We start from the raw sequence: 19332 nt of genomic DNA on the forward strand, positions 1-19332 counted from the left end.
ACCTGTTGCTGATGACACTCCGCCAGGCTGACCCGCCGGTGTATACCCGGCATGAACAACGCTAAAAAAACTCGTATGGTAATCAATATTCCAGTGCGTCCAGTGGGTGTGGTGCTCCTGCTGATGGGCTTATTTAGCTCGGTTAGTCAGGTAGCGGTTGCGCAGCTAGACCATCCCAAAGCCACAAAGGCGCGAAAAGCCGCGAATGGGTCGGTAACCCCTTCCGTTCGGTTACGAAATTTCACCGCAGACGGCAAACAACTAACCCGGTTCGATGCCGTTGGCGATGCCATCGACGCCCACGATGGGGAAATTGCCCACTTTCGGGGTACTTACTACCTGTACGGCACCAGCTACGACTGCGGTTTTGCCTGGCAGAATAAAAAAGCCCCTTTCTGTGGTTTTAAAGTATATTCCTCCCCTGATCTGGTCAACTGGACGGATCAGGGGTATTTGTTCGATGCCAAAACGCCCGTATGGCAAACCCGTTGTAACGGGAATACCTACGGCTGCTTTCGCCCGCACGTGATCTTCAATCAAAAGACCAATCAGTACGTGCTGTGGATCAATGTCTATGATAACAAAGTTGGCTTTCGGGTTTTTACCAGTTCCTCCCCGACCGGTCCCTTTAACGAGGTCGCCCAGCCCACGCTCGCGGTTAATCGCGATGCGCCCGTGGCCGGGTTGAACAACGGCGATCACGATACGTTCGTCGATGAAGATGGCACGGCTTATCTGGCTTACACGGACTGGCGGGCCAAAGGGGCGATTGTAATTGAACAGTTAACGCCGGACTACCTGTCGGGCACCAACCGGTTCGTCAAAGACGTAACAAAGGAAAAAACGGAAGCACCCGGCCTCTTCAAGCGCCGGGGAATTTATTATATTACCTACTCCGATCCGAACTGCGGGTATTGCTCGGGCACCGGCACCTCGTACCGCACGGCCTCATCCCCCCTGGGTCCCTGGTCGGAAGGTAGAAAAATCAGTGATAATTCGTGTGGCGGGCAACCTTCCTTTGTTTTTACCATCCAGCTCGCCAACGATTCGCTGTTTCTCTACGGGAGCGATTTGTGGAACAACGCGGCTCGCAATGAGGCTCTGGCCAACTATTTCTGGGCACCCCTGACCTTTAATGACGACGGCTCGATCCAGCCCATTGCCTGCGAGCAGACGCCCGCCCTGTCGATCCGGGTTGGCCAGCCCGATAAGCGGATGGCCAACCGGCCAACAAATCGCTCCGTTTCGGACCAGTCGGCATTAGACTACACTATCGGATGCGATATTGCCCACAATCACGCGCAAAGCCAGACGTTCACGGCTTCCCAAACGGGGCTACTATCTGCCGTTTCGGTAACGGCCTATAAGAAGGACAATCCGGACGCAGCTCTTGAGCTGGCCATTTTCTCCGAAAAAGACGCATCGGGCTCAACGGCGCGACCCCTCTACAGCACATCCCTGCCGGCAGATTCCATTAGCTGGGCGGCCCGGAATCGATTTATCCAGCCTAACCTGCGCGTTTCGGCGGGACAGCGCTACGTGCTACGGGTAAGTTCGGCGGCTTCCGTCGGCTGTTACGGCTTAGCCTATGCAACCGGGGAAACGTCAATCGGCCGTGGAACGCCGGGTCGTGGTAACGACGACGTATCCAGAGCGCACGAAGCCAAGCGGACCTTGAAATTTCAAACGGTTATTCAGGCAAAGAAATAAGCCAATCCTCCCTTCAAACGGTGTAAGCTTCCTTTGAAAGTAGGGCAGTGAAAAGTAGCGGCTGCCACAGCGGAGAATTTTAACTAACTTTTCATCCAGGCGGCCGCTGCGCAGGGAAGAGAACGTGATAGGCATTGGAAATGCGAATTCACATGCTCTATCTTAGAATTTTGTCTTTGCTAAAAATGAAAAATAAATCAACTATTACGGTGTAAGCCATATGAAAGTTGTACCTGTTCATCTTTTATCCGAATTATCTGGGTTAAAAATTGACATCATGCGCTTTACTATTGATGATATACCTTATGCTTACGACGCAGTTAATATTCAGCGCAATGACCACTATGTTTTTCTTCTTTGTGAAAAAGGTAGTGGCAAGCTTATGGTTGATTTTGAAAATATCAGTTTAGATACCGGTTCAATATATTACGCATTGCCGGGGCAAATCCATCATCGCATGTATGATCAATGCGTAGCAGGTTGGTATCTGGCAATTGATAATCTGTTAGTGTCTGCCGAATTTAGAACTGTTTTTGAGGGTAAGTTAGGATTACAAACGCCATTACTACTAAATCCAAATTTATTTAATCAATGCCAGTCAATCCTGAGTATAATCAACAACAGAATTGGCGATAAGGGTAACACCAAATTTGACAGCCACGTGACGAACACACTTTTACAGTCATTTATTGGCATTGTTGCGGGCGGCTATAGCCAACAGGGTAATTTCGTTCGGCAAGAGTCAAGATCTAACCACTTAACTCATCAATTTAAGTTGATGCTTGCCGAGAATTTCCGCTCTCTGAAAAGCCCGTCTTCCTATGCAAAAAGATTGAATGTTACGCAAAATTATCTGAATGAAACCATTAAAAAAAATACCGGCTTTCCGGTAAGTTACTGGATTACGAGTGAAATTTTAATGGAAGCGAAAAGATTGCTGTTTCATACGACAGTAACCGTTAAAGAGATAGCATACGCAGTTGGTTATAATGACGCGGCTTACTTTTCTAAATTATTTAAAAAGCACGAAGGCGTAAGCCCGTTAAGCTTCCGAAATAAAAAACAGTGAATTGTACAATCATAGCCATGATTCTGCCATTGTAATAGCTTAACCGGCCGGATAGCTTTGCTTTCCTTTCAAAAACACTAAAATTATGAGCGTAAAATCATTCTTTGATTTCAAATTTTCCGCCGATACCATTGGGGAAGGTCTCCCGCTTGCACAGTCTATCGGAAATGACATGCCCCCACTGGATGGCTATATTGGACACGAGGTAATCCGGGATGCCACCGACGCCAACCATCTAATGGTAAACACGCACTGGACCGACCAGCAAAAGGCTGAGGCAGTTTTGACAAAATATAATGAAGACGCGAAGATTAAGCGCGCCAAGGAGCTTTTAAAGGACGGTCCAACAGGCTTCATCGGCGAGATTCTTGACTAATGCCACAATCGTGATACAATCTTCCTGAGAAGACGAATCAAGGAAGATTCAAATCGAACCTTCCTTGATTCATTACGTCAGAATGAAGTTTCTTCAATGATTTACGACTAAAATGACTTTCGTTATTTTAGTCGTAAATCATTTTTTTTATTCAATACGTTCAACTATCCAAAATATGCCGAACGCAGATATTTTATATTTTCTTTTTTCCGCAACGGCAACAATCATTGCAACCTTAACAGGGCTAATTGGTGTTTTTTCAACTTTCCGTCTGCAAAATATTAATGTTGAAATAAGTCTTTTGAAAGATCTTATTTTAAACAGAAAGCTTGATGGAGATACGTCGCTTAACGAATATATTACGGGGGAAAGTTACCATTTACTTGAAAAAATTTATGACCGTAATATCGCGGGCATTGACCTGTTAGATGAGGTTATTAAAAAGAATAATGTAGGCCAAAAAGCCAACGAGTTTGAGTATGATCTAAGCAATCTTCGCACCAACCAAAAAAGCTATGACACGATAAAGGGAATGACCATAAGAAGTTTCGCTCTTTCACTGATTTTTGTATTGGGTAGTTTAGTGCTGCTGGTGTTAGCCAATTCAATAGTAAATCTTTCCGGCGTGTATTGGTATATGGCCATCTATTTTTTACTAATTTCTGTATTGATGGTTCTGTATATAAAACAAATATCAACGCTGATAGAGTAGCCTTGTGGCTAGATGCCAGGGGCCGCCACCAACAAAGTAAATTACCGCTGGAGGCATGTTGGCATAATTTCTACAGGTATCGTATAAACTTCGGTATAATTTTTTCTTGCATGGTGAGATTCTAACGTAAACAATTAAAAATGAAAAAAGCATTAATTACCGGCGCTAACAAAGGCATTGGTCTGGAAGTTGCGAAACAACTCTTGCAAAAAGGGTTTTATGTATATATCGGCAGTCGTGATTTACAAAATGGCATACAGGCTGTTGAAGGCTTGAAAAGCGAAGGGCTTGATAATGTAGAAGCCGTACATCTGGATGTAACAGTCGACGAGTCTGTAAAAGCTGCCCGCACGGAGATTGGTAAAAAGACAGAGGTGCTGGACGTGCTTGTCAACAATGCAGGTATCAGCGGGGGCGGAACCCATAGCGCACTTGGTGCCGAGCCTGATCGGTTTATGGCAGTGCTGGACACCAATGTCATTGGCGTAGCAAGAGTTACGAATGCGTTTAATGACTTGTTGCAAAAATCGGCCGAGCCAAGAATTGTAAATGTTAGCAGCAGCGTAGGCTCGCTAACGTTGCAGAGCGACCCCAACTGGTTTGCCTACAACTATGCAAAATATGCAATATACGGTGCGTCAAAAGCAGCCTTGAATATGTACACCGTTCATTTGGCCTACGAATTGCGCGACACAGCCTTTAAAGTGAACGCAGTTTGTCCGGGCTACACCAAAACCGATTTTACCAATCATCAGGGGTCGGTGACGGTGGATGTAGCCGCAGGGCGCATTATAAAATATGCCTTAATTGACAATGACGGGCCAACGGGCAAATTTTTCAGCGAAGAAACCAATCCTGAAACAGGTGAAATACCGTGGTAATGGCTCAAGGCCAGTATGGAAGAACAGCCGATAGTTTATAACTCAATTAGTCTCAATTTGCGGCACGGCTAAAAAACAATAACCTTTCGGCTATACAGTCCCGACGTTAACGACAAAACTACACACGATGGAAGACAACAGAGCAATCTTAAACGCAGGAAATGCCGCCATCAGCAATGCCAATTATGAAGGTTTTCTGGTTCGTTGCACTGAGGATACCGAATGGGTGTTTGTAGGCGACCAGACGTTGCACGGCAAGGAAGCGGTGCGCCAATGGATGGCAGAAAGTTATTTAGAACCGCCACAAAACGAGGTGGATGCGCTGATTGCAGAAAGAAATTTTTTAATTGCCACCGGCAGCATAAGCGTGAAGAATAAGGCCGGGAAAACGACTAAATCTTCGTACTGCGATGTATAGGAATTTCGCGATGGTAAAATCGCCAGACTGAATGCATTCGTTATTGAAAATTGACTATCATGAAACAGAAAAGTTCAAACAAGCAAACCGGCGATAATAAGTCATCTTCAGCCAATAATCAGGACAAGTCTTTTCTAACGGCCCCTGTCGCTTCAGACAGTCCGGAATTTAGCGCTGCGTTGCGTCAGGTAGTCCGCTATCATCCCGCCGACATCAAGGCACCCAATCACAACGACGTTATATCGTTCATTCATTCCTGGTTTGCCAGCTTTGACCACATTGAGCCTGCCGAATTTTTTCTTGCCCACTTCGACGATGCTGATATGACTTACAACATGGATGGTCAGGTACTTGCGCATAACCATCAATCATTCAGAGATTGGTTTGACGATGCCCTTACGCATATTCCCTGGGATTACCATGATATTTTGGATACTACCGTGACCGGAACTTTTCAAACGGGTTGGACGGCGGAGTTCTTTATCCGTCACGTTGGTGAATGGCACGATAAGCCCTTGAGTGATAGTGATACCGGCCCCGGCCGCCCCTTTAACCGGATTATCCGTGTCAACTGGAAGCTTGAACATGATGGCGATAAATTTATCATCCGCCGGTATGAGCTGTCTATGGTACAGAACATTATTCCTCAATAAAAAAACAAACCGAAGATTTCAGCATCAAATATTTCACATTAAGCATCACAATTATGACAACCATTGACGGTAACAAGAAAATCTGCACACTCATTAACGTTTTTACGGTAGAACCTGCCAAGCAGAAGGAGCTATTTGACAGCCTGGTAGCGGCCAGCGAACAAGTAATGAGCAAAATGCAAGGTTATATTTCTGCCAATATCCACATGGGCGACGACGGCAAAACGGTAACCAACTATGCACAATGGGCATCATTGCAGGATTATCAAAAAGTGCTTACGGTGCCGGAAGTAATGGAGCACTTGAAAAAAGCAGCAGGCCTTGCTCTAGAATTTAAGCCGGTTACCTACAATACGATCTGGACGGATGGCAAAGACGACTAAATACTTTCTTATCTCTGCAAGCCGCGACCATGTACTCAAGGGCGTGGAAGGCGGCTTTGTGCAGGCAGGGCATGGCCGGAGAGATTTGGTAAGCAAGCTATCAAAAGGGGACTGGATTGTATTGTATTCGGCAAAAGATGAGTATGAGGGCGGTAAGCCACTACAAAAATTCACCGCCCTCGGGCAGGTAACCGATGAGGAGCCGTATCAGCCGGACGCGGCCGAAAACTTCAAACCATACCGGCGGGCGGTAGCATTCCAGGAAGCAACGGAGACAGAAATCCGCCCTTTACTGGAGCAGCTTTATTTTATGAAAAATACAAAAAGCTGGGGCTTATATCTCATCAGTGGTTTTCGTGAACTTTCAAAGGCCGACTTTGACGTGATTCAGGCCGCTATGAAATAAACGCCAGACGAAAAGGTGGCTGTTGAGCATTGTTGGCTATGCAAGACCTGCCGTCCCTATTTACACGATATCCTCACTGCATAATTCTTAAACAAAACAATGGAAATCAAAGCAGAAACACTCATTAATGCAACCCCGGAAAAAGTCTGGGCTGTCCTTACTGATTTCACGAGCTATCCAGCCTGGAATCCGTTCATAAAATCAGTGGAAGGCAAAGCCGAAGTAGGAAACAAGCTCACCGTAACAATCATGCAATCGGGAGACAAAGGCACCACTTTCAAGCCCAAAGTTTTGACAGTAGTACCATCTAAAGAACTAAGCTGGTTGGGGCGGCTGTTGCTGCCGAATATTTTTGACGGCGAGCACAAGTTTGAACTTAGGAAGAACCGGGACGGCACTACAACCTTCCGGCAAAGCGAAAAATTCAGCGGAATACTGGTGCCGTTTTTCAAAAAGCAGCTGGAGAACAATACCGCTAAGGGCTTTGAGGGGATGAATGCAAAGTTGAAAGAACTGGCTGAAAAGAAATAAACACCACCAATAGTTATGATCTTCCTAATAAGTTGAACAGCTTTTAAGTTAATTCAGACTTGATGAAGACCATACCGGGCTGTTAGAGTAGTCACCCCGTACCGGCTACAGTTGATAATTGCCGATTAAGTGAAAGGATCAGATCTGGTTATCAAGTAGATGGATTTTGGTGAATAGCCTTTTCTTGTCAGTCCAGAACTTTGTGGTGTTAAAAAACAAGCAACTAATGAAGGCTATCGACAAAACCTTAGCGGGTAAAGTATTTCTGCTTACCGGGGGATCATCGGGCGTTGGAAAAGCCACGGCACTAAGCTTGGCTCAAAAAGGGGCAAAAATCGTCATCATTAGTCGCCAGGCTAAAAATGCCGAGGAAGCCCTCCGTGAAATTGCCCAGAAAACCGGCAATGACCAGGGCGACTATTTAGTGGCTGACTTGGCCGTACAGGCTTCCATACGAAAAGTAGCGAATGAGTTTAAACAGCGCTATAGCAACCTGCATGTGCTGGCTAATCTGGCAGGGGGTATTTTCTTTGAACAGCAGCTAACGCCCGATGGAATCGAGCGATCGTTTGCGGTGAATTATCTGAGCCATTTCCTACTGACTAATCAACTGCTGGACATGCTGAAAGAGAGTGCTCCCGCAAGAGTAATTACGGTTGGGGGAAACCCTTCGTTTCTAAAGCATCCGACCATTAACTTTGGCGATTTACAGAGCCTGGATCGATTTAGTGGGATGAATGCCACTGCTCAGGCCATGTATGCCCGCGTCTTTTTTGCCTTTGAGTTAGCCAGAAAACTTCGGGGAACCAACGTAACCTCCGTTGTTTTTAATCCGGGCGTGATCAAATCAAACCTGATGAGGCAGACACCCTGGTACATGAAACTGATTGGTGCTATGTATGAACCTTTTGCCAGGGAAGTTTGCGAAGTCGGCGGCTATCTAGCGACCTCACCCGACATTGAGTCCACGACGGGGGTTTTCTTTAACGAAAACAGGCAGATCGTACCGCTTCACCAACGATTTGACGTAGCTATTGGCGAAAAGCTATGGGCGGTTAGTCAGTCACTTATAAACGAATAATACGCATCTTTTCGGGCCTGCCGGGCAGCCATATCGAACCAAAACTGTTCGTGAACATTGTATCAATAATTATCAACATAAGCATTACTCCGTCATGTCATTAAAGTCGAATGAAGAATTGATCGGTATGCAGCAGGTTAGCCAGGTGGTTGGCTTGACGCTCAAGCGCATGCAGGCGTACGCCCGGCCGGGCATGTCAACTTACGAGCTGGACCAGTACGGACGAACCCTGCTGGAACTGGACGGTGCCCGATCAGCCCCCAAACTTACCTACAACTTTCCGGGCTGGACCTGCATCAGCCTGAACGAAGAAGTCTGTCACGGTATACCCTCCACCAAACGGTTTCTCAAAGAAGGCGATCTTATCAACATCGACGTGTCAGCCGAACTAAACGGCTACTGGTCAGACAACGGCGGGTCCTTTGTTTAAGGACAGGATATTCACCGGCACGGCACGTTGGTGGAAGCCTCGAAGCGAATTCTGGCCCGGGCGATCAGTCATATCCGGGTTGGGGTACAGATTGCTAAGATTGGGAGCTTCATCGAGACCGAAGCCAGGCGCAGTGGGTACCGGGTCATCAGGAACCTGGCCGGACATGGTGTAGGTCGGAGCCTGCATGAGGAACCCCACGAGATTGCCTGTTATTATGATCAGTCTAACAAAGCGCATTTCCGGAAGAATTCGGTGGTAGCCATCGAGACGTTTATATCAACGAAAGCCTCTTACGCTGAGAACAAGGGGGATGGCTGGACACTAATCGCCAGGAAGGGTTTTTCCGCGCAGCATGAACACACCATTGTCGTTACGGATAGGGAACCCATCATTCTAACGGCGGCCAATCAATTGTGGGATTAAATACCTGGTTGGCCCATCATCCGGTTGACCGGACACGTAATCACCACAAACACTGATGACAATCAGTGTAAGGAAGCTAATTGACTGGTTCAAATCAAGGCTCATCCGGCTGCATCCACTCATTGTCTTTGGGTCAATAGCAGGCTTACTTACCTTTCTATTTGATCCGTTTGGCATTCCTTCTGAATCGAATAGTATTGGTAAAACCGTAGCACTGTTCGTGAGCTCCAGCTTGCTGATCCCGCTCATACAAGAGAGCGCATTCAATTTATGCTTAAACTCCAGTCAAAACTGGGTAAGGACAAAGCTAAGCTGCCCGTCGCTATGAGCTTATGGGCTCAATTCGGTCGAATTTCTTATCCGGCATTGGGTAAAAGAGAGTTAATTCCCATTGTAAGCAAAGTTAGATTCATTAGTTATGGCCAGCATGTAAGGGGGCGGGCTTTGAGCCGGACACGATTAGGTGCCCAATTTGATTTTTAGAGCCATGTTACCTGGTTTTTTGTCCGGGCCAATCGCGCGTGGTGCGGCATTCCGATTGACCCGGCCCGGACATCAGCTACCGATTAAAGGGCCAAGGTATTTGTGAAATACACCTGCCGTGGCCCTATTCATCGGCTCTTTTAAGGGATTCTGCGGTAACCGGCGTGAAGAAATTAACCAGATTGCCATCCGGGTCCCGGAACAGGAACGAACGGTTCCCCCAGGGCATGGTCGTTGGCTTCTGAATGACTGACTCACCGAGGATGTCGACTAACTTTTCGTAGTCGGCATCCACGTCGTTAACCCGGAATTCGATAATGACCGAGCGATTACTGGCGGCTGTGACCACCTGATTATTGCCGAACAAGGGCGAGGTGCGTGTACTGGCGATGGCCAGGGTGACCGAAGGCGTACGTAATTCCGCAAAATCATCGGTATGCTGCGTCAGAGTCATACCGGTTACTAACTCGTAGAATTGGACCAGGCGATGATTATCCGCCGTAATGATCCGGATGGAGGAAAACTGCATAAGTCAATGGAGTTTGTTTGAACGAACGCAAAGAAAGGTACGCCCACTGACAACCCTATGGCAGTCTGATTTCCGGGAATAAAAATTCAGGCTATTTGTGTATCGACTAAGTGCAGGCTAGCGATGTATTCATTCAGGGTAATGTGAGGTCCTTTTCGAAAGGCTACACCCGTTGGTGACAGCCGACTGATACGCACGACGTTGAAATCGCGATACGCATTTCGGAGATGACACCAAGCAATCACGTGCCAGGCCGCCCCGTAATACGCCAGACCTACTGGCTCTATTTGGCGTGTACTGGTTAGACCGTCTTTGTTCTGGTAATCGATGTTCAGGATCTGCTGACCTGATAGAGCCGCTTGTAAGGGAGCCAGGTATTGAGCAGGCTGCTGAAATTGCGCCGACACCTCAATTTTAATGCGATCGGTGAGTTGCTCCAGCCGGTTTTTCTCCGCACTGCGGAGCACGGTTTTAATTTTGTTGAGGACGCTGGTGTAATGCGCCATAATGGATTTATCGGCTAAGCCATAGATTAGTTTCTCCAGCAGCAGTAACGTATCCGCTTCCTCGGGAGAGAAGGATACAGGCGGTAAAAAATAGCCTTGCACCAAGAAGTACCCCCGGTTGGGTTCGTAGCTAACGGGAATTCCCTGTTCGCCCAAGGTCTTCACATCCCGATAAACTGTACGAACGCTGATACCGAATTTTTCGGCCAGTTGCTCCGTCGTTACATATTTTCGGGACTGTAGCAGGGTTACCATGCCGAAAAGGCGGTCAATCCGGTTCATCGTATGAATGATCTGTGTGGGCAAAAGTGCGCGTCCGCTGGCCGGTCGCACCAACAGCTCTCAATTTATAGTGTACTACCTACGCTTGACTTTAGCTATTTACGTTGATGATCTGAACTACACGGGGAAAGATATACTTAAAAAGCCGGACGGGGGTAAAGATTCAACTTTACCCCCGTCCGGCTTTTTAGGGTGTGGCAACGGCGGCCCGATTTTATAAGCGCGTCGCCTGCGCGTTCTTACACCATCTCCCGGTTGGCATCAGCCCAGTAAGCCAGGACTACCGGCAGCCAAAATAGCTGACCACCCCAGGCAAGAGCCGAAACGCTGGCCGGGGCCGGGCCCAATTCAGAACCTAAGTAAGAGAGTACCAGAAAGGCAATCAGGCCCCACAAAACAAAGCGTCCGGTGCGGTTGCGCGGCCGGGTGGAACGCACGTACGCCCACAGGCCAAACGCCAGCAGGCCAAACTCAACGAGTAGTGTTCCGGGCAGACTATGCCACAGACCCAGGCCCTCTTTTGGGGAGAGACCGGGGTAGAGGGGCAGGTCAGGACGGTGCATGACCAGATCAAGCAGCCAGTGGCTGGGTACCAGCAGGCCCACCAGTAGTGCCCCGCGCCAGTTCTTTTTCACCAGGCCATACAGTAGCCCGAGTGCCAGGCCGAGAGCGACCTGCATCAGCAGGCTATGCGAAAAGGGATAATAAACGAAATCGAAGGGCGAGGCAGCCATCAGGCCGGGGCGGATGGCAACGCGCTCTATATTCAGTAAGAGTAGCGTGGGCCAGAGCAGATCAGCCAGCTGGGCGGCTAAGAACAGCGTGCCCAGCGACACGCGTGGTTGCAGGGGTTTCGCCGCCAGTCCAACCCCAAAATGACCTAAATACATAAGAGTTATCGAATAAATGGTGGTACGCTGCACGGGTACAGTGCTTTGAGCAAAGGTGCCGACTCTTTAGTAGTTGCTCACTGACCAATTGCGAAAATCGACTGACTTTTCGCGCAATAACTTTGGCTGGCATGGAAAAGGGTGTCGGGCGGTAAAGTTCTCAACATGAATGTAGTACCGATTAAATCGGCGGTAATCAATCCGCCAAAAGGCCTGACAGCAAGTTTCGCCCCGGCTAATTACTCGCCCTGCGCCCCAAGTCGTGCAGAAAAACCGTTGTAAACCTTCGTTTTAGGCGGGTTAACTCAACAACTTTTCAACCAGAAGGAACAAATAACTGATGATCCCCGTTAGCGTTGTAAGTGATTACTCACAAACATGACAACTAAACAGGAAGACATTCTACAGGCAGCTTTGACCTTATTTGCTACCGAGAGCTACCATGCTACTTCCACCAGCCGGGTAGCCAGGGCAGCGGGCGTATCCGAAGGGCTTATCTTTCGCCACTTCACTAATAAGGAAGGTCTGTTGACGGCTGTTCTTGAAATGGGGGAGCAACGGTTTAACCAACTGTACGCTACTTTACTTTTTGAGACGGAGCCAGCGAAGGTAATCCGCCAGTACATCGAGCTACCTTTTTCTGTTCCCGAATCAGACTACACATTCTGGAGGTTGCAATTCACCCTAAAGTGGGAGGTCAACTACGATTCCTCCGCCAAGGCAGCCCCTGTCAAACAGGCGTTGATCAACGCCTTTGCCCAGTTAGCGTACCCGCAACCCGAGTTAGAAGCTCTCCTGCTGATGCATTCTATGGATGGCATCAGCAGCGATTTCGTCCAGCATACGCCCACCCCGACGGCCCAAAAAGCCATTAAAGAATTTCTGCTCGATAAATACAAGGTCTAAAAAATTTGACCCAATGAAAAGTGATTACTCACATATAATTAACTAAGTATGAAAACGTCCTCTCAGGTAAAAACTATTTTGATTACGGGTGCCTCCACTGGCATCGGCCGGGAAACCGCCCGTTACTTTGCCGGGCAGGGCTGGAATGTGGCCGCCACCATGCGAACGCCCCAAAAAGGGGCTGATTTGCTGGCGATGAAAAACGTAAAAATCTTCCCATTAGACGTGCTGGACGTGGCCAGTATTGACGCAGCTATCCAGGCCACACTCGATCAGTTCGGCGGCATCGACGTGCTGTTCAACAACGCAGGTTTCGCCATTGCCGGAGCCTTTGAAGCCATCAGCCCGGAACGCATCGAGAAGCAGTTTGCCACCAACGTATTCGGGGTAATGAACACCACACGAGCTATTTTGCCGTACTTCCGCCAAAAACGAAGCGGACTCATCATCAATACCACCTCCAGTGGTGGCCGCATTACCTTTCCCCTCTACAGTGTGTATAACAGCACCAAATGGGCCGTGGAAGGCTTTATGGAATCGTTGCAGTACGAGTTGAAACCCTTCAACATCCGCATCAAGAACATCGAGCCGGGTACGGTCAAAAGTGATTTTGAGAACGCCATCGAGTACGTACCCGCCCCAGCTTATGATCCGTATGCCCAGCGCGTGCATCAGAATACGCTGGCCAGCTACAACGATGCCGCCGAACCAGTGGAGGTAGCCCAAGTCGTCTACAAAGCGGCCACCAGCACCGATTTCAGACTACGCTACGCGGCTGGCCGTCAGCCCAAACTGGCGTTCTTCCTGCGCTGGCTATTGCCCCTGAACACCTTTAACAAGTTGGTGGCGGGACCCGTCGAGAAGCCGGTAGCCAGCGCGTGAGCCGGTATTGGCAATTCATTCAACAAGTTTAGTCAAACCAGTATAGTTTCTAATCAATTAAAACAACAATTCCCATGACAACGCAGGAGAAAAAACAATTAGTCATTACGTTCCTCGACTTGATGACCACTGGTCAATCAGACCAGTTCGAACAGGTATTGGCCGAAAATTATCACCAGCATAAACCCGATAGCAAGGACGGGCTGGCCAGCATTCAGGAGCAAACGAAACAGCTCGAATCCGTTTTCGCCGACGTTACGGTAACCATTGATGATTTGGTAGTCGAGGACGACAAAGTAGTCGGTCGTTTCACCTGGACGGGTACGCAGGTTGGGCCGTTCATGGGCATCCCTGCCACGCACAAGCGCGTGTCCTGGTCGGGCACGGACTGGTGGCGCATTGAAGATGGTAAACTGGTCGAACACTGGGACAACGTCGAATGGGCATCACTGATGCAACAATTGCAGGCCAAGTAAACGATTAGTCAGGCTCCTCGGCTCCTCACACGGGGAGCCTGACTCGTTTTTGAAATTGGTTGGCGCAATCGTCGTGTCGATGAATTTAGTGATTGTGCCAGCACATCGATAATATACTCACTATATAACGTTTTGGGGTGAAACTACACCTTTCAAGGCCCTATTTGAGTATTTCGGAGTAAACTGGTTCAGCGTCACTTTGGGGGAACAGTCCAATGTCGGGCCAACACCCGAAGCCGTAGTAGGTCAAAGTTAGCTTTGCCATACATCTGCCGCTTGATGGTCTTTAGCCGATTTACCTGGCCCTCTGTCTGCCCATTGCTCCACTCAGAACGGAATGCTTCTTCAACAGCGGCAAAATCCTGACGCATACCTCGCACAAAACCACTTAAGATGGGGAGTTTTTCGGCATCGGCACACCAACCCGCTAACTCATTGGCTTGTTTAGTTTGCATAAGCAGCCTGAAGTGCAAACTTAATCGATGGACTTGAGTGATCGACTCATTACAATTAAGTAAGTATTCCAAAAATGGCCGATCTGTTTCGGGCCAATCAACTTCTGGCTGGCCTAGGAGGCGACTGAGCTGACGACTCGAATAACGAAGCTCCTTTTGGGCGGGCGGCAAAGTCGGTTCATGCATAGACCGCGGGTAATGAGCTAAGAAGACAGCCAAGATAGTATAGCGTCCATTATAACCCTATGCCTTGATTTCTTCAAACAGCGTTTTAATACAAGTTTCACCGGATTGCCAGCGCTCTCGTTAATAGGGTTCATAAGTGAGTAAGTTCGAATGCTTCCTTCTGGTTTTAGGCACAAAACAAGCCTGTTTGCAATACTTTTTAACCGTGTTGCGTGAGCTGCCCAAATGAACCGCAATAGCTCGAATACTATGCCCTTGTTGCTGTAATTCTTTGGCACGTTGATATAGCGCATACCGTTTTTCCGTAAAGATCGGCTGTCCTATCTGCTGATCATCAATCAATTGCATGCTAACTGGTTTGGGCAAATCCATTTTTGGTACCGGAACTGGAGGGCTAGTCAGTTGAACCGTCGATTGTTGGCTAAAGAGTTGAAGGGTTTCTCGAATGGCTGGACGTTGGCTGTCTAAAAAGCGTTCGATGTCTTCGGACAAATTCTTCAGCAGATGCCAGCGATCAACCACTTGAGTAACATCGGGACAGGCCGAAGTGACGGCGTTCGCATAAATACTGGACCGGTCGCGAGTGACCAACTCAACTCCCGGATGGGCGCGAAGCCAATCTTCCAGTGTCTTGCCCTCTCGGTCCGGCAATAGATCGATAGGTTTGTGTTGATCCAAGTCAATCAGAATCGTGCCATAATTGCGTCCCCTCTTGAAAGCGAAATCATCCACGCCTAATCGCTTGGGGGTTTCCACTACCGGTGGTGGAGTTTTGCGGATGACCCGCAGGACGGTCGAGGCACTGACCGACTGGCCTACAATATGGCATAAACGAGCCCCCGGCTTGGCTCCGGCCTGTAATCCAATGGCCTGGATCTGTTGATCCGCTCTGATGAGTCGACGGGCATAGGGCTTGTATACGGAGTTACATGATTGGGCAAATACTTTACGGGGGCAGTCGGCTAGTAGGCAGAAAAATTTGCGCAGCCGCACCTGGAGCTTGATGCGTTTACCACTCATAGATAGGTCAGCGAAAGTGGGTTGGTAGAAACTATGCACCCGGTTGGTGGTCGTCTGACAGAGCGGACAAATGCCCATCGCATCGCTGGCAAGCAGCTCAATGGTGAGCGAGTCGTTGGTAACTTGTTGGTTGCAGAACAGGAATCCAGGGGGCAAAAGTGGGGTCAGGTCCATACCCACTCAACAAAAGAAAGTACCAGACTTCACCTAAAGTGACGCTGAACCACTTTGGCCGGAATACATAGTATGCAAAGCTGTTCAGCGGTCTACATAACCACTAAATATTGCTAAAATACAACGTTCGGCCCTGTTTAACATGCAGACCACTTTGTAAAAAAAAATAGCTATTAAACGGTCTTATTTGAAAAATAGTGAAGATATTTTTCAAATAAGACCGTTTAATAGCTATGCTATAGGAATACGAGTTATGGACTTGGTCTTTTTTCCTAGCGTTTAGAACCAGGTATATGAAAAATAAGGCTGATGATTAGTAGACAAGCATTTAGTCGTAAAGCCGTCGTAAAGAACCCACCAGGAAATTGGGTCGGGGTTAACCCACTCCACAAAACAAGAATACTAAAAGGAGCCGCTGTATAGCGAAGCAGGCGAGCAATTTGAAAGGCGCTCATTGGCTGTTCTATGGGGAGTAATTAGGGTAATGTACTGGTTAAGAATACCATTTCTGTAGGCTGTTTCTTAGTCTATCTAATCCATATAAGCAGATAAGACCCTAACCTTGATGGTTAATTTTGTAGAATGCTTTCAGCGTTTTTAGGATGGCAGGCTCATTTTCCTCGGCTGGTATTTCCAATCGCTGGTCTACATCAATCATCGTTCTAATCTGGCCGAACTGTTGCGTGGTGAGCGTCTCGTAACCCATACGCCATTGAGCGAAAAGACGCTCCGCTATGGACTGATTCAGCACACAAGCAACATTCTTATGCCGTGGATCCATCTCAATCCGCTTAAATAAAGCCACTACGGCTTGTTGCTCGCCCTCTACTACTTGGATGATATGGCCATGCATGTAGAGCAGAATACCGGTAATGCCGGCTTGAGCATTATGCTGGTGACTTTGTTGAAGGATGTTCAGGATATCTTCCTGGTCGAAGAGCCGCACCGACGTACTGAAATAAACGATACAATGGGCCACTGGTCGAGTTGCTTTAGTTAGGGATTTGTTACGGGAAGCGAAGCTAAGTAAAGATTAACTGCCGTTAAACGGTTTGGTCAAAATTCGTTGCCAATCTTCTTCTAACTGTCTGATGGCGGGCAAGACAGGGTGTTCATCAAAGGCTTCGAGCGGAAGCTGAGTCCAGCTACTCTCCTCAAAGAGGCGTGCTTTAACCAGGATATGGCCTTTATCGGCTAGTTTACTCAGCAAATCAAAGCCAGGGCTATTTACCCCTGATGTCCAGTAATCTGGCGGATATACCCTGAATGTATTAGCTACCCTTTTTTTAAGCATAAGCCACCCCTATTATAAAGCAAAGGCTGCTATTGATAATTTATTCGTAACTGCTTGCAAAGGAGGTAGGAAGTATACTTTGCAAAGAAGTAATCTATTGATTAGTTAACTCTACTATGGTTTTAGTTGAATACCATATTTTCTAGTTACACAACGTCGCTTAAAGCTACTTTACCTTTAGATTCACTTAGCTCTTACAGCTCTGAATAGTTACACTTCCCTTCTAACCACGTCTGGCGCAAGTGAAGCACTAGTTAGTTTAACCCCTCTATTGTAGCAGGTTTGGTGATAAACCCGTCGGCTTTCAAGGCCATCGCCTCTTGATGATCAGCCGCTTGATCGGAGGTCGTCAATATGATAACGGGTATGGAGTCATACCTTACCTGTTGCCGCAGCAAACGAAGCACCTCAAAACCGCCCATGAGCGGCATGTTCAGATCGAGCAAGATCAAGGTGGGTAAGTCAACGCCCGTTTTTAGCGCTAGCAGGAGTTCTTCTCCGTTATGAAGCGGTTTCAGTCTGCACCCAGAGCTATACTGCTTGAAGACTTCTTCAACTAAGAAGCGGTCGTCTTCGTCGTCATCGACTAAGAAGACGCATTCAGTAGCTAATGATTTCATTATACAAGTCGGTCGGTTAACTCACTTAAGACGACAAACAGTCAATAAAGTCATGTTGAAAAAGTACAATCATGTTTAGATTGAGGTTATACGAGTATATTTTAGTAAGACTCGTTGTATAACTGATGTGGCTCCGGGCCGCCCTTTAGGTTTGCGGGCTGGCAAGCTACCGCGGACCGTCAAATCTTGGTTTCTTACCAGCCCGCAAACCTAAAGGGCGGCCCGTCAAAAAGCAATAAATTACCACCATTTTCTCCGGCATAGTTGGTCCGGTTTACTTCTGTTTTCGCACTTCAACGGTAATCTGAGTCGGCTATTTCTTTTTTTAGGTCAGATTAGGGACCCTTCATGCAACTTGAATTAGTTAATAAACACCAAGCTAGATATAGTAACTAAACGGCTGGAGCCAGAACGCCCGTTTCATACTACCAAAGAAGCAGACAGCGCCTTTAACATCAATTGATCAGTTCCCTGGTTTAGCCCGTCGCCTGCTTAGGCGGCTACATTAATGGATGGCACCCATAGATTGGGACAAATTAACATCAATAGATAACGATACTCACGAACTAAACGCTTGCTTTACAACGGATTTATCTCGTCTTACTTATCCAGCAGGGGATCTTCAGTTGGAGCACGAGCGATGAGTTTTACGGACTCAAATACCTAACTGATCGGCAATCGGTTGTACCCGTCGCCGGGACACCAGCAAGGTTACCCCATTACTTAAAATTACCTTGGCCTGCCGGACATGTGTCCGCTTGAACTGCACCAGATGATCGGAATTGACTAAACTTGACTTATGTACTCGTAGGAAGCCGGGTAGTTGACGAGCAAACCACTTGAGAGTTTGAGCGGAGAGGAACTTGGGACGGTCAACAAAGTGAATCCACACATAGTTACCATCGCCTTCAATCCATATGATCAAGTCAGTCGAGCAAGGTTTTTGCAAGCCTGGAACTTTTAAGATAGCCATAAGGGGAGAAGATGGTACTACTAACCTAACCGGCACGCCCTATAGTTTTGTTTATTAGGCCAATCAAATTGCCCATAAAGCCTACAATTCGATACACCTATTTGCCCTATGCGATCTGGCCACGGAGCCACTATTATTAGGCGTACCTGATGCGTAGGCGACTGATAACGAGCCCGCCGTCGCACCGCCGGCGGATCATCGCCGAAGCGGTGCGGTTGGCCTGGAATGGTATTATAAAGGGGATATTCCATAACGCTCCTTCGTCTAGGTTAGGAGCGCTTTTATAAAACTAGCAGGCATAACCAAAAAAAGAGGCGGCTGATAGATCAAATTTCTGACCGCTTCGGCGGCCCGGCCCAGCCGGGGACGGTCACCATAACCCATATAGCGGAAAGGGACCGTTCGTGTCGGAAAAGTTAATCGGGTAGTTTAAGCGAAGCAAGAGCGAGTGAACTAATCGGTTCGCGAAAAAACTTGGTGCACTGAAACGGAACCTGACGTTAATTTGCTTAAAAAGCGTGCGGGTGTCATCATCAGTATACATACGGTTGTCAGGCTGGGTGTCTACTAGTTAACAGTC

The 19332-nt window shown here is 47.8% G+C and carries 23 protein-coding genes and 1 pseudogene; 15 read left to right on the plus strand and 9 right to left on the minus strand.

Annotated features, from left to right (window positions below; translation table 11 throughout):
* The first annotated feature begins 75 nt into the window (after positions 1–75).
* The 12 genes and pseudogenes from CWM47_RS31920 (at position 76) to map (ending at position 9076) form a co-directional block, all read left to right on the plus strand.
* Positions 76–1710, plus strand: a complete 1635-nt coding sequence (locus CWM47_RS31920; RefSeq protein ID WP_206170561.1) for a family 43 glycosylhydrolase — start codon at positions 76–78, stop codon at positions 1708–1710.
* 220 nt (positions 1711–1930) lie between these two features.
* Positions 1931–2779 (plus strand): AraC family transcriptional regulator, encoded by an 849-nt coding sequence (locus CWM47_RS31925; RefSeq protein WP_100992601.1) that lies wholly within the window; start codon positions 1931–1933, stop codon positions 2777–2779.
* Between the two features lie 85 nt (positions 2780–2864).
* Positions 2865–3155 (plus strand): hypothetical protein, encoded by a 291-nt coding sequence (locus tag CWM47_RS31930; RefSeq protein ID WP_100992602.1) that lies wholly within the window; start codon positions 2865–2867, stop codon positions 3153–3155.
* 175 nt (positions 3156–3330) lie between these two features.
* The gene (locus CWM47_RS31935) at positions 3331–3867 is read left to right on the plus strand and encodes a hypothetical protein (RefSeq protein ID WP_100992603.1); all 537 of its coding nucleotides are present in this window, start codon (positions 3331–3333) and stop codon (positions 3865–3867) included.
* A 140-nt stretch (positions 3868–4007) separates the two neighbouring features.
* Positions 4008–4748 carry an SDR family oxidoreductase gene (locus CWM47_RS31940; RefSeq protein WP_100992604.1) on the plus strand — a complete coding sequence of 247 codons (741 nt, stop codon included), beginning with the start codon at positions 4008–4010 and terminating at the stop codon, positions 4746–4748.
* A gap of 127 nt (positions 4749–4875) precedes the next feature.
* Entirely contained in the window at positions 4876–5166 is a 291-nt protein-coding gene (locus CWM47_RS31945) for a nuclear transport factor 2 family protein (RefSeq protein WP_100992605.1), read from the plus strand.
* A 59-nt stretch (positions 5167–5225) separates the two neighbouring features.
* The gene (locus tag CWM47_RS31950; protein ID WP_100992606.1) at positions 5226–5819 is read left to right on the plus strand and encodes a hypothetical protein; all 594 of its coding nucleotides are present in this window, start codon (positions 5226–5228) and stop codon (positions 5817–5819) included.
* Between the two features lie 53 nt (positions 5820–5872).
* Positions 5873–6202, plus strand: coding sequence for an antibiotic biosynthesis monooxygenase (locus CWM47_RS31955; protein ID WP_100992607.1), 330 nt, complete (start codon positions 5873–5875; stop codon positions 6200–6202).
* Positions 6186–6608 (plus strand): EVE domain-containing protein, encoded by a 423-nt coding sequence (locus tag CWM47_RS31960; RefSeq protein WP_100992608.1) that lies wholly within the window; start codon positions 6186–6188, stop codon positions 6606–6608. The genes CWM47_RS31955 and CWM47_RS31960 overlap by 17 nt, the downstream gene beginning before the upstream one ends.
* Positions 6609–6707: 99 nt before the next feature.
* The gene (locus tag CWM47_RS31965) at positions 6708–7139 is read left to right on the plus strand and encodes an SRPBCC domain-containing protein (protein WP_100992609.1); all 432 of its coding nucleotides are present in this window, start codon (positions 6708–6710) and stop codon (positions 7137–7139) included.
* A 226-nt stretch (positions 7140–7365) separates the two neighbouring features.
* A complete protein-coding gene (locus CWM47_RS31970; RefSeq protein WP_100992610.1) occupies positions 7366–8220 on the plus strand; it encodes an SDR family NAD(P)-dependent oxidoreductase in 855 nt (284 codons plus the stop codon).
* A gap of 94 nt (positions 8221–8314) precedes the next feature.
* A pseudogene (gene map / locus CWM47_RS31975) lies at positions 8315–9076 on the plus strand (type I methionyl aminopeptidase).
* A 607-nt stretch (positions 9077–9683) separates the two neighbouring features.
* Here map and CWM47_RS31985 read toward each other — a convergent pair.
* The 3 genes from CWM47_RS31985 to CWM47_RS31995 all read right to left on the minus strand — a co-directional run bounded on the left by CWM47_RS31985 (position 9684) and on the right by CWM47_RS31995 (position 11766).
* Positions 9684–10088: a VOC family protein gene (locus tag CWM47_RS31985; protein WP_100992612.1), complete on the minus strand. Its 405-nt coding sequence runs from the start codon at positions 10086–10088 to the stop codon at positions 9684–9686.
* Between the two features lie 86 nt (positions 10089–10174).
* Complete coding sequence (locus CWM47_RS31990; RefSeq protein WP_100992613.1) at positions 10175–10876, minus strand: helix-turn-helix transcriptional regulator; 702 nt, start codon at positions 10874–10876, stop codon at positions 10175–10177.
* Between the two features lie 239 nt (positions 10877–11115).
* Positions 11116–11766, minus strand: a complete 651-nt coding sequence (locus tag CWM47_RS31995; protein WP_100992614.1) for a hypothetical protein — start codon at positions 11764–11766, stop codon at positions 11116–11118.
* A gap of 378 nt (positions 11767–12144) precedes the next feature.
* Here CWM47_RS31995 and CWM47_RS32000 point away from each other — a divergent pair, with 378 nt between their 5' ends.
* The 3 genes from CWM47_RS32000 to CWM47_RS32010 all read left to right on the plus strand — a co-directional run bounded on the left by CWM47_RS32000 (position 12145) and on the right by CWM47_RS32010 (position 14030).
* Positions 12145–12672: a TetR/AcrR family transcriptional regulator gene (locus CWM47_RS32000; protein ID WP_100992615.1), complete on the plus strand. Its 528-nt coding sequence runs from the start codon at positions 12145–12147 to the stop codon at positions 12670–12672.
* 48 nt (positions 12673–12720) lie between these two features.
* A complete protein-coding gene (locus CWM47_RS32005; protein WP_100992616.1) occupies positions 12721–13554 on the plus strand; it encodes an SDR family oxidoreductase in 834 nt (277 codons plus the stop codon).
* Between the two features lie 74 nt (positions 13555–13628).
* Positions 13629–14030, plus strand: a complete 402-nt coding sequence (locus CWM47_RS32010) for an ester cyclase (protein ID WP_100992617.1) — start codon at positions 13629–13631, stop codon at positions 14028–14030.
* Between the two features lie 194 nt (positions 14031–14224).
* Here the strand turns inward: CWM47_RS32010 and CWM47_RS38995 are convergent, their stop codons facing one another.
* The 6 genes from CWM47_RS38995 to CWM47_RS32035 all read right to left on the minus strand — a co-directional run bounded on the left by CWM47_RS38995 (position 14225) and on the right by CWM47_RS32035 (position 18752).
* Positions 14225–14671, minus strand: a complete 447-nt coding sequence (locus CWM47_RS38995; RefSeq protein ID WP_206170562.1) for a transposase — start codon at positions 14669–14671, stop codon at positions 14225–14227.
* Positions 14672–14791: 120 nt separating this feature from the next.
* Complete coding sequence (locus CWM47_RS39000) at positions 14792–15865, minus strand: ISL3 family transposase (RefSeq protein WP_206170563.1); 1074 nt, start codon at positions 15863–15865, stop codon at positions 14792–14794.
* 556 nt (positions 15866–16421) lie between these two features.
* Positions 16422–16844: a BLUF domain-containing protein gene (locus CWM47_RS32020; RefSeq protein WP_100992618.1), complete on the minus strand. Its 423-nt coding sequence runs from the start codon at positions 16842–16844 to the stop codon at positions 16422–16424.
* A 54-nt stretch (positions 16845–16898) separates the two neighbouring features.
* Positions 16899–17159 (minus strand): hypothetical protein, encoded by a 261-nt coding sequence (locus CWM47_RS32025; protein WP_100992619.1) that lies wholly within the window; start codon positions 17157–17159, stop codon positions 16899–16901.
* Between the two features lie 254 nt (positions 17160–17413).
* Positions 17414–17779, minus strand: coding sequence for a response regulator (locus CWM47_RS32030; protein WP_100992620.1), 366 nt, complete (start codon positions 17777–17779; stop codon positions 17414–17416).
* Positions 17780–18434: 655 nt separating this feature from the next.
* Positions 18435–18752: a LytR/AlgR family response regulator transcription factor gene (locus CWM47_RS32035; RefSeq protein ID WP_100992621.1), complete on the minus strand. Its 318-nt coding sequence runs from the start codon at positions 18750–18752 to the stop codon at positions 18435–18437.
* Positions 18753–19332: the final 580 nt, after the last annotated feature.

The organism is Spirosoma pollinicola, from assembly GCF_002831565.1.
GTDB lineage: Bacteria > Bacteroidota > Bacteroidia > Cytophagales > Spirosomataceae > Spirosoma > Spirosoma pollinicola.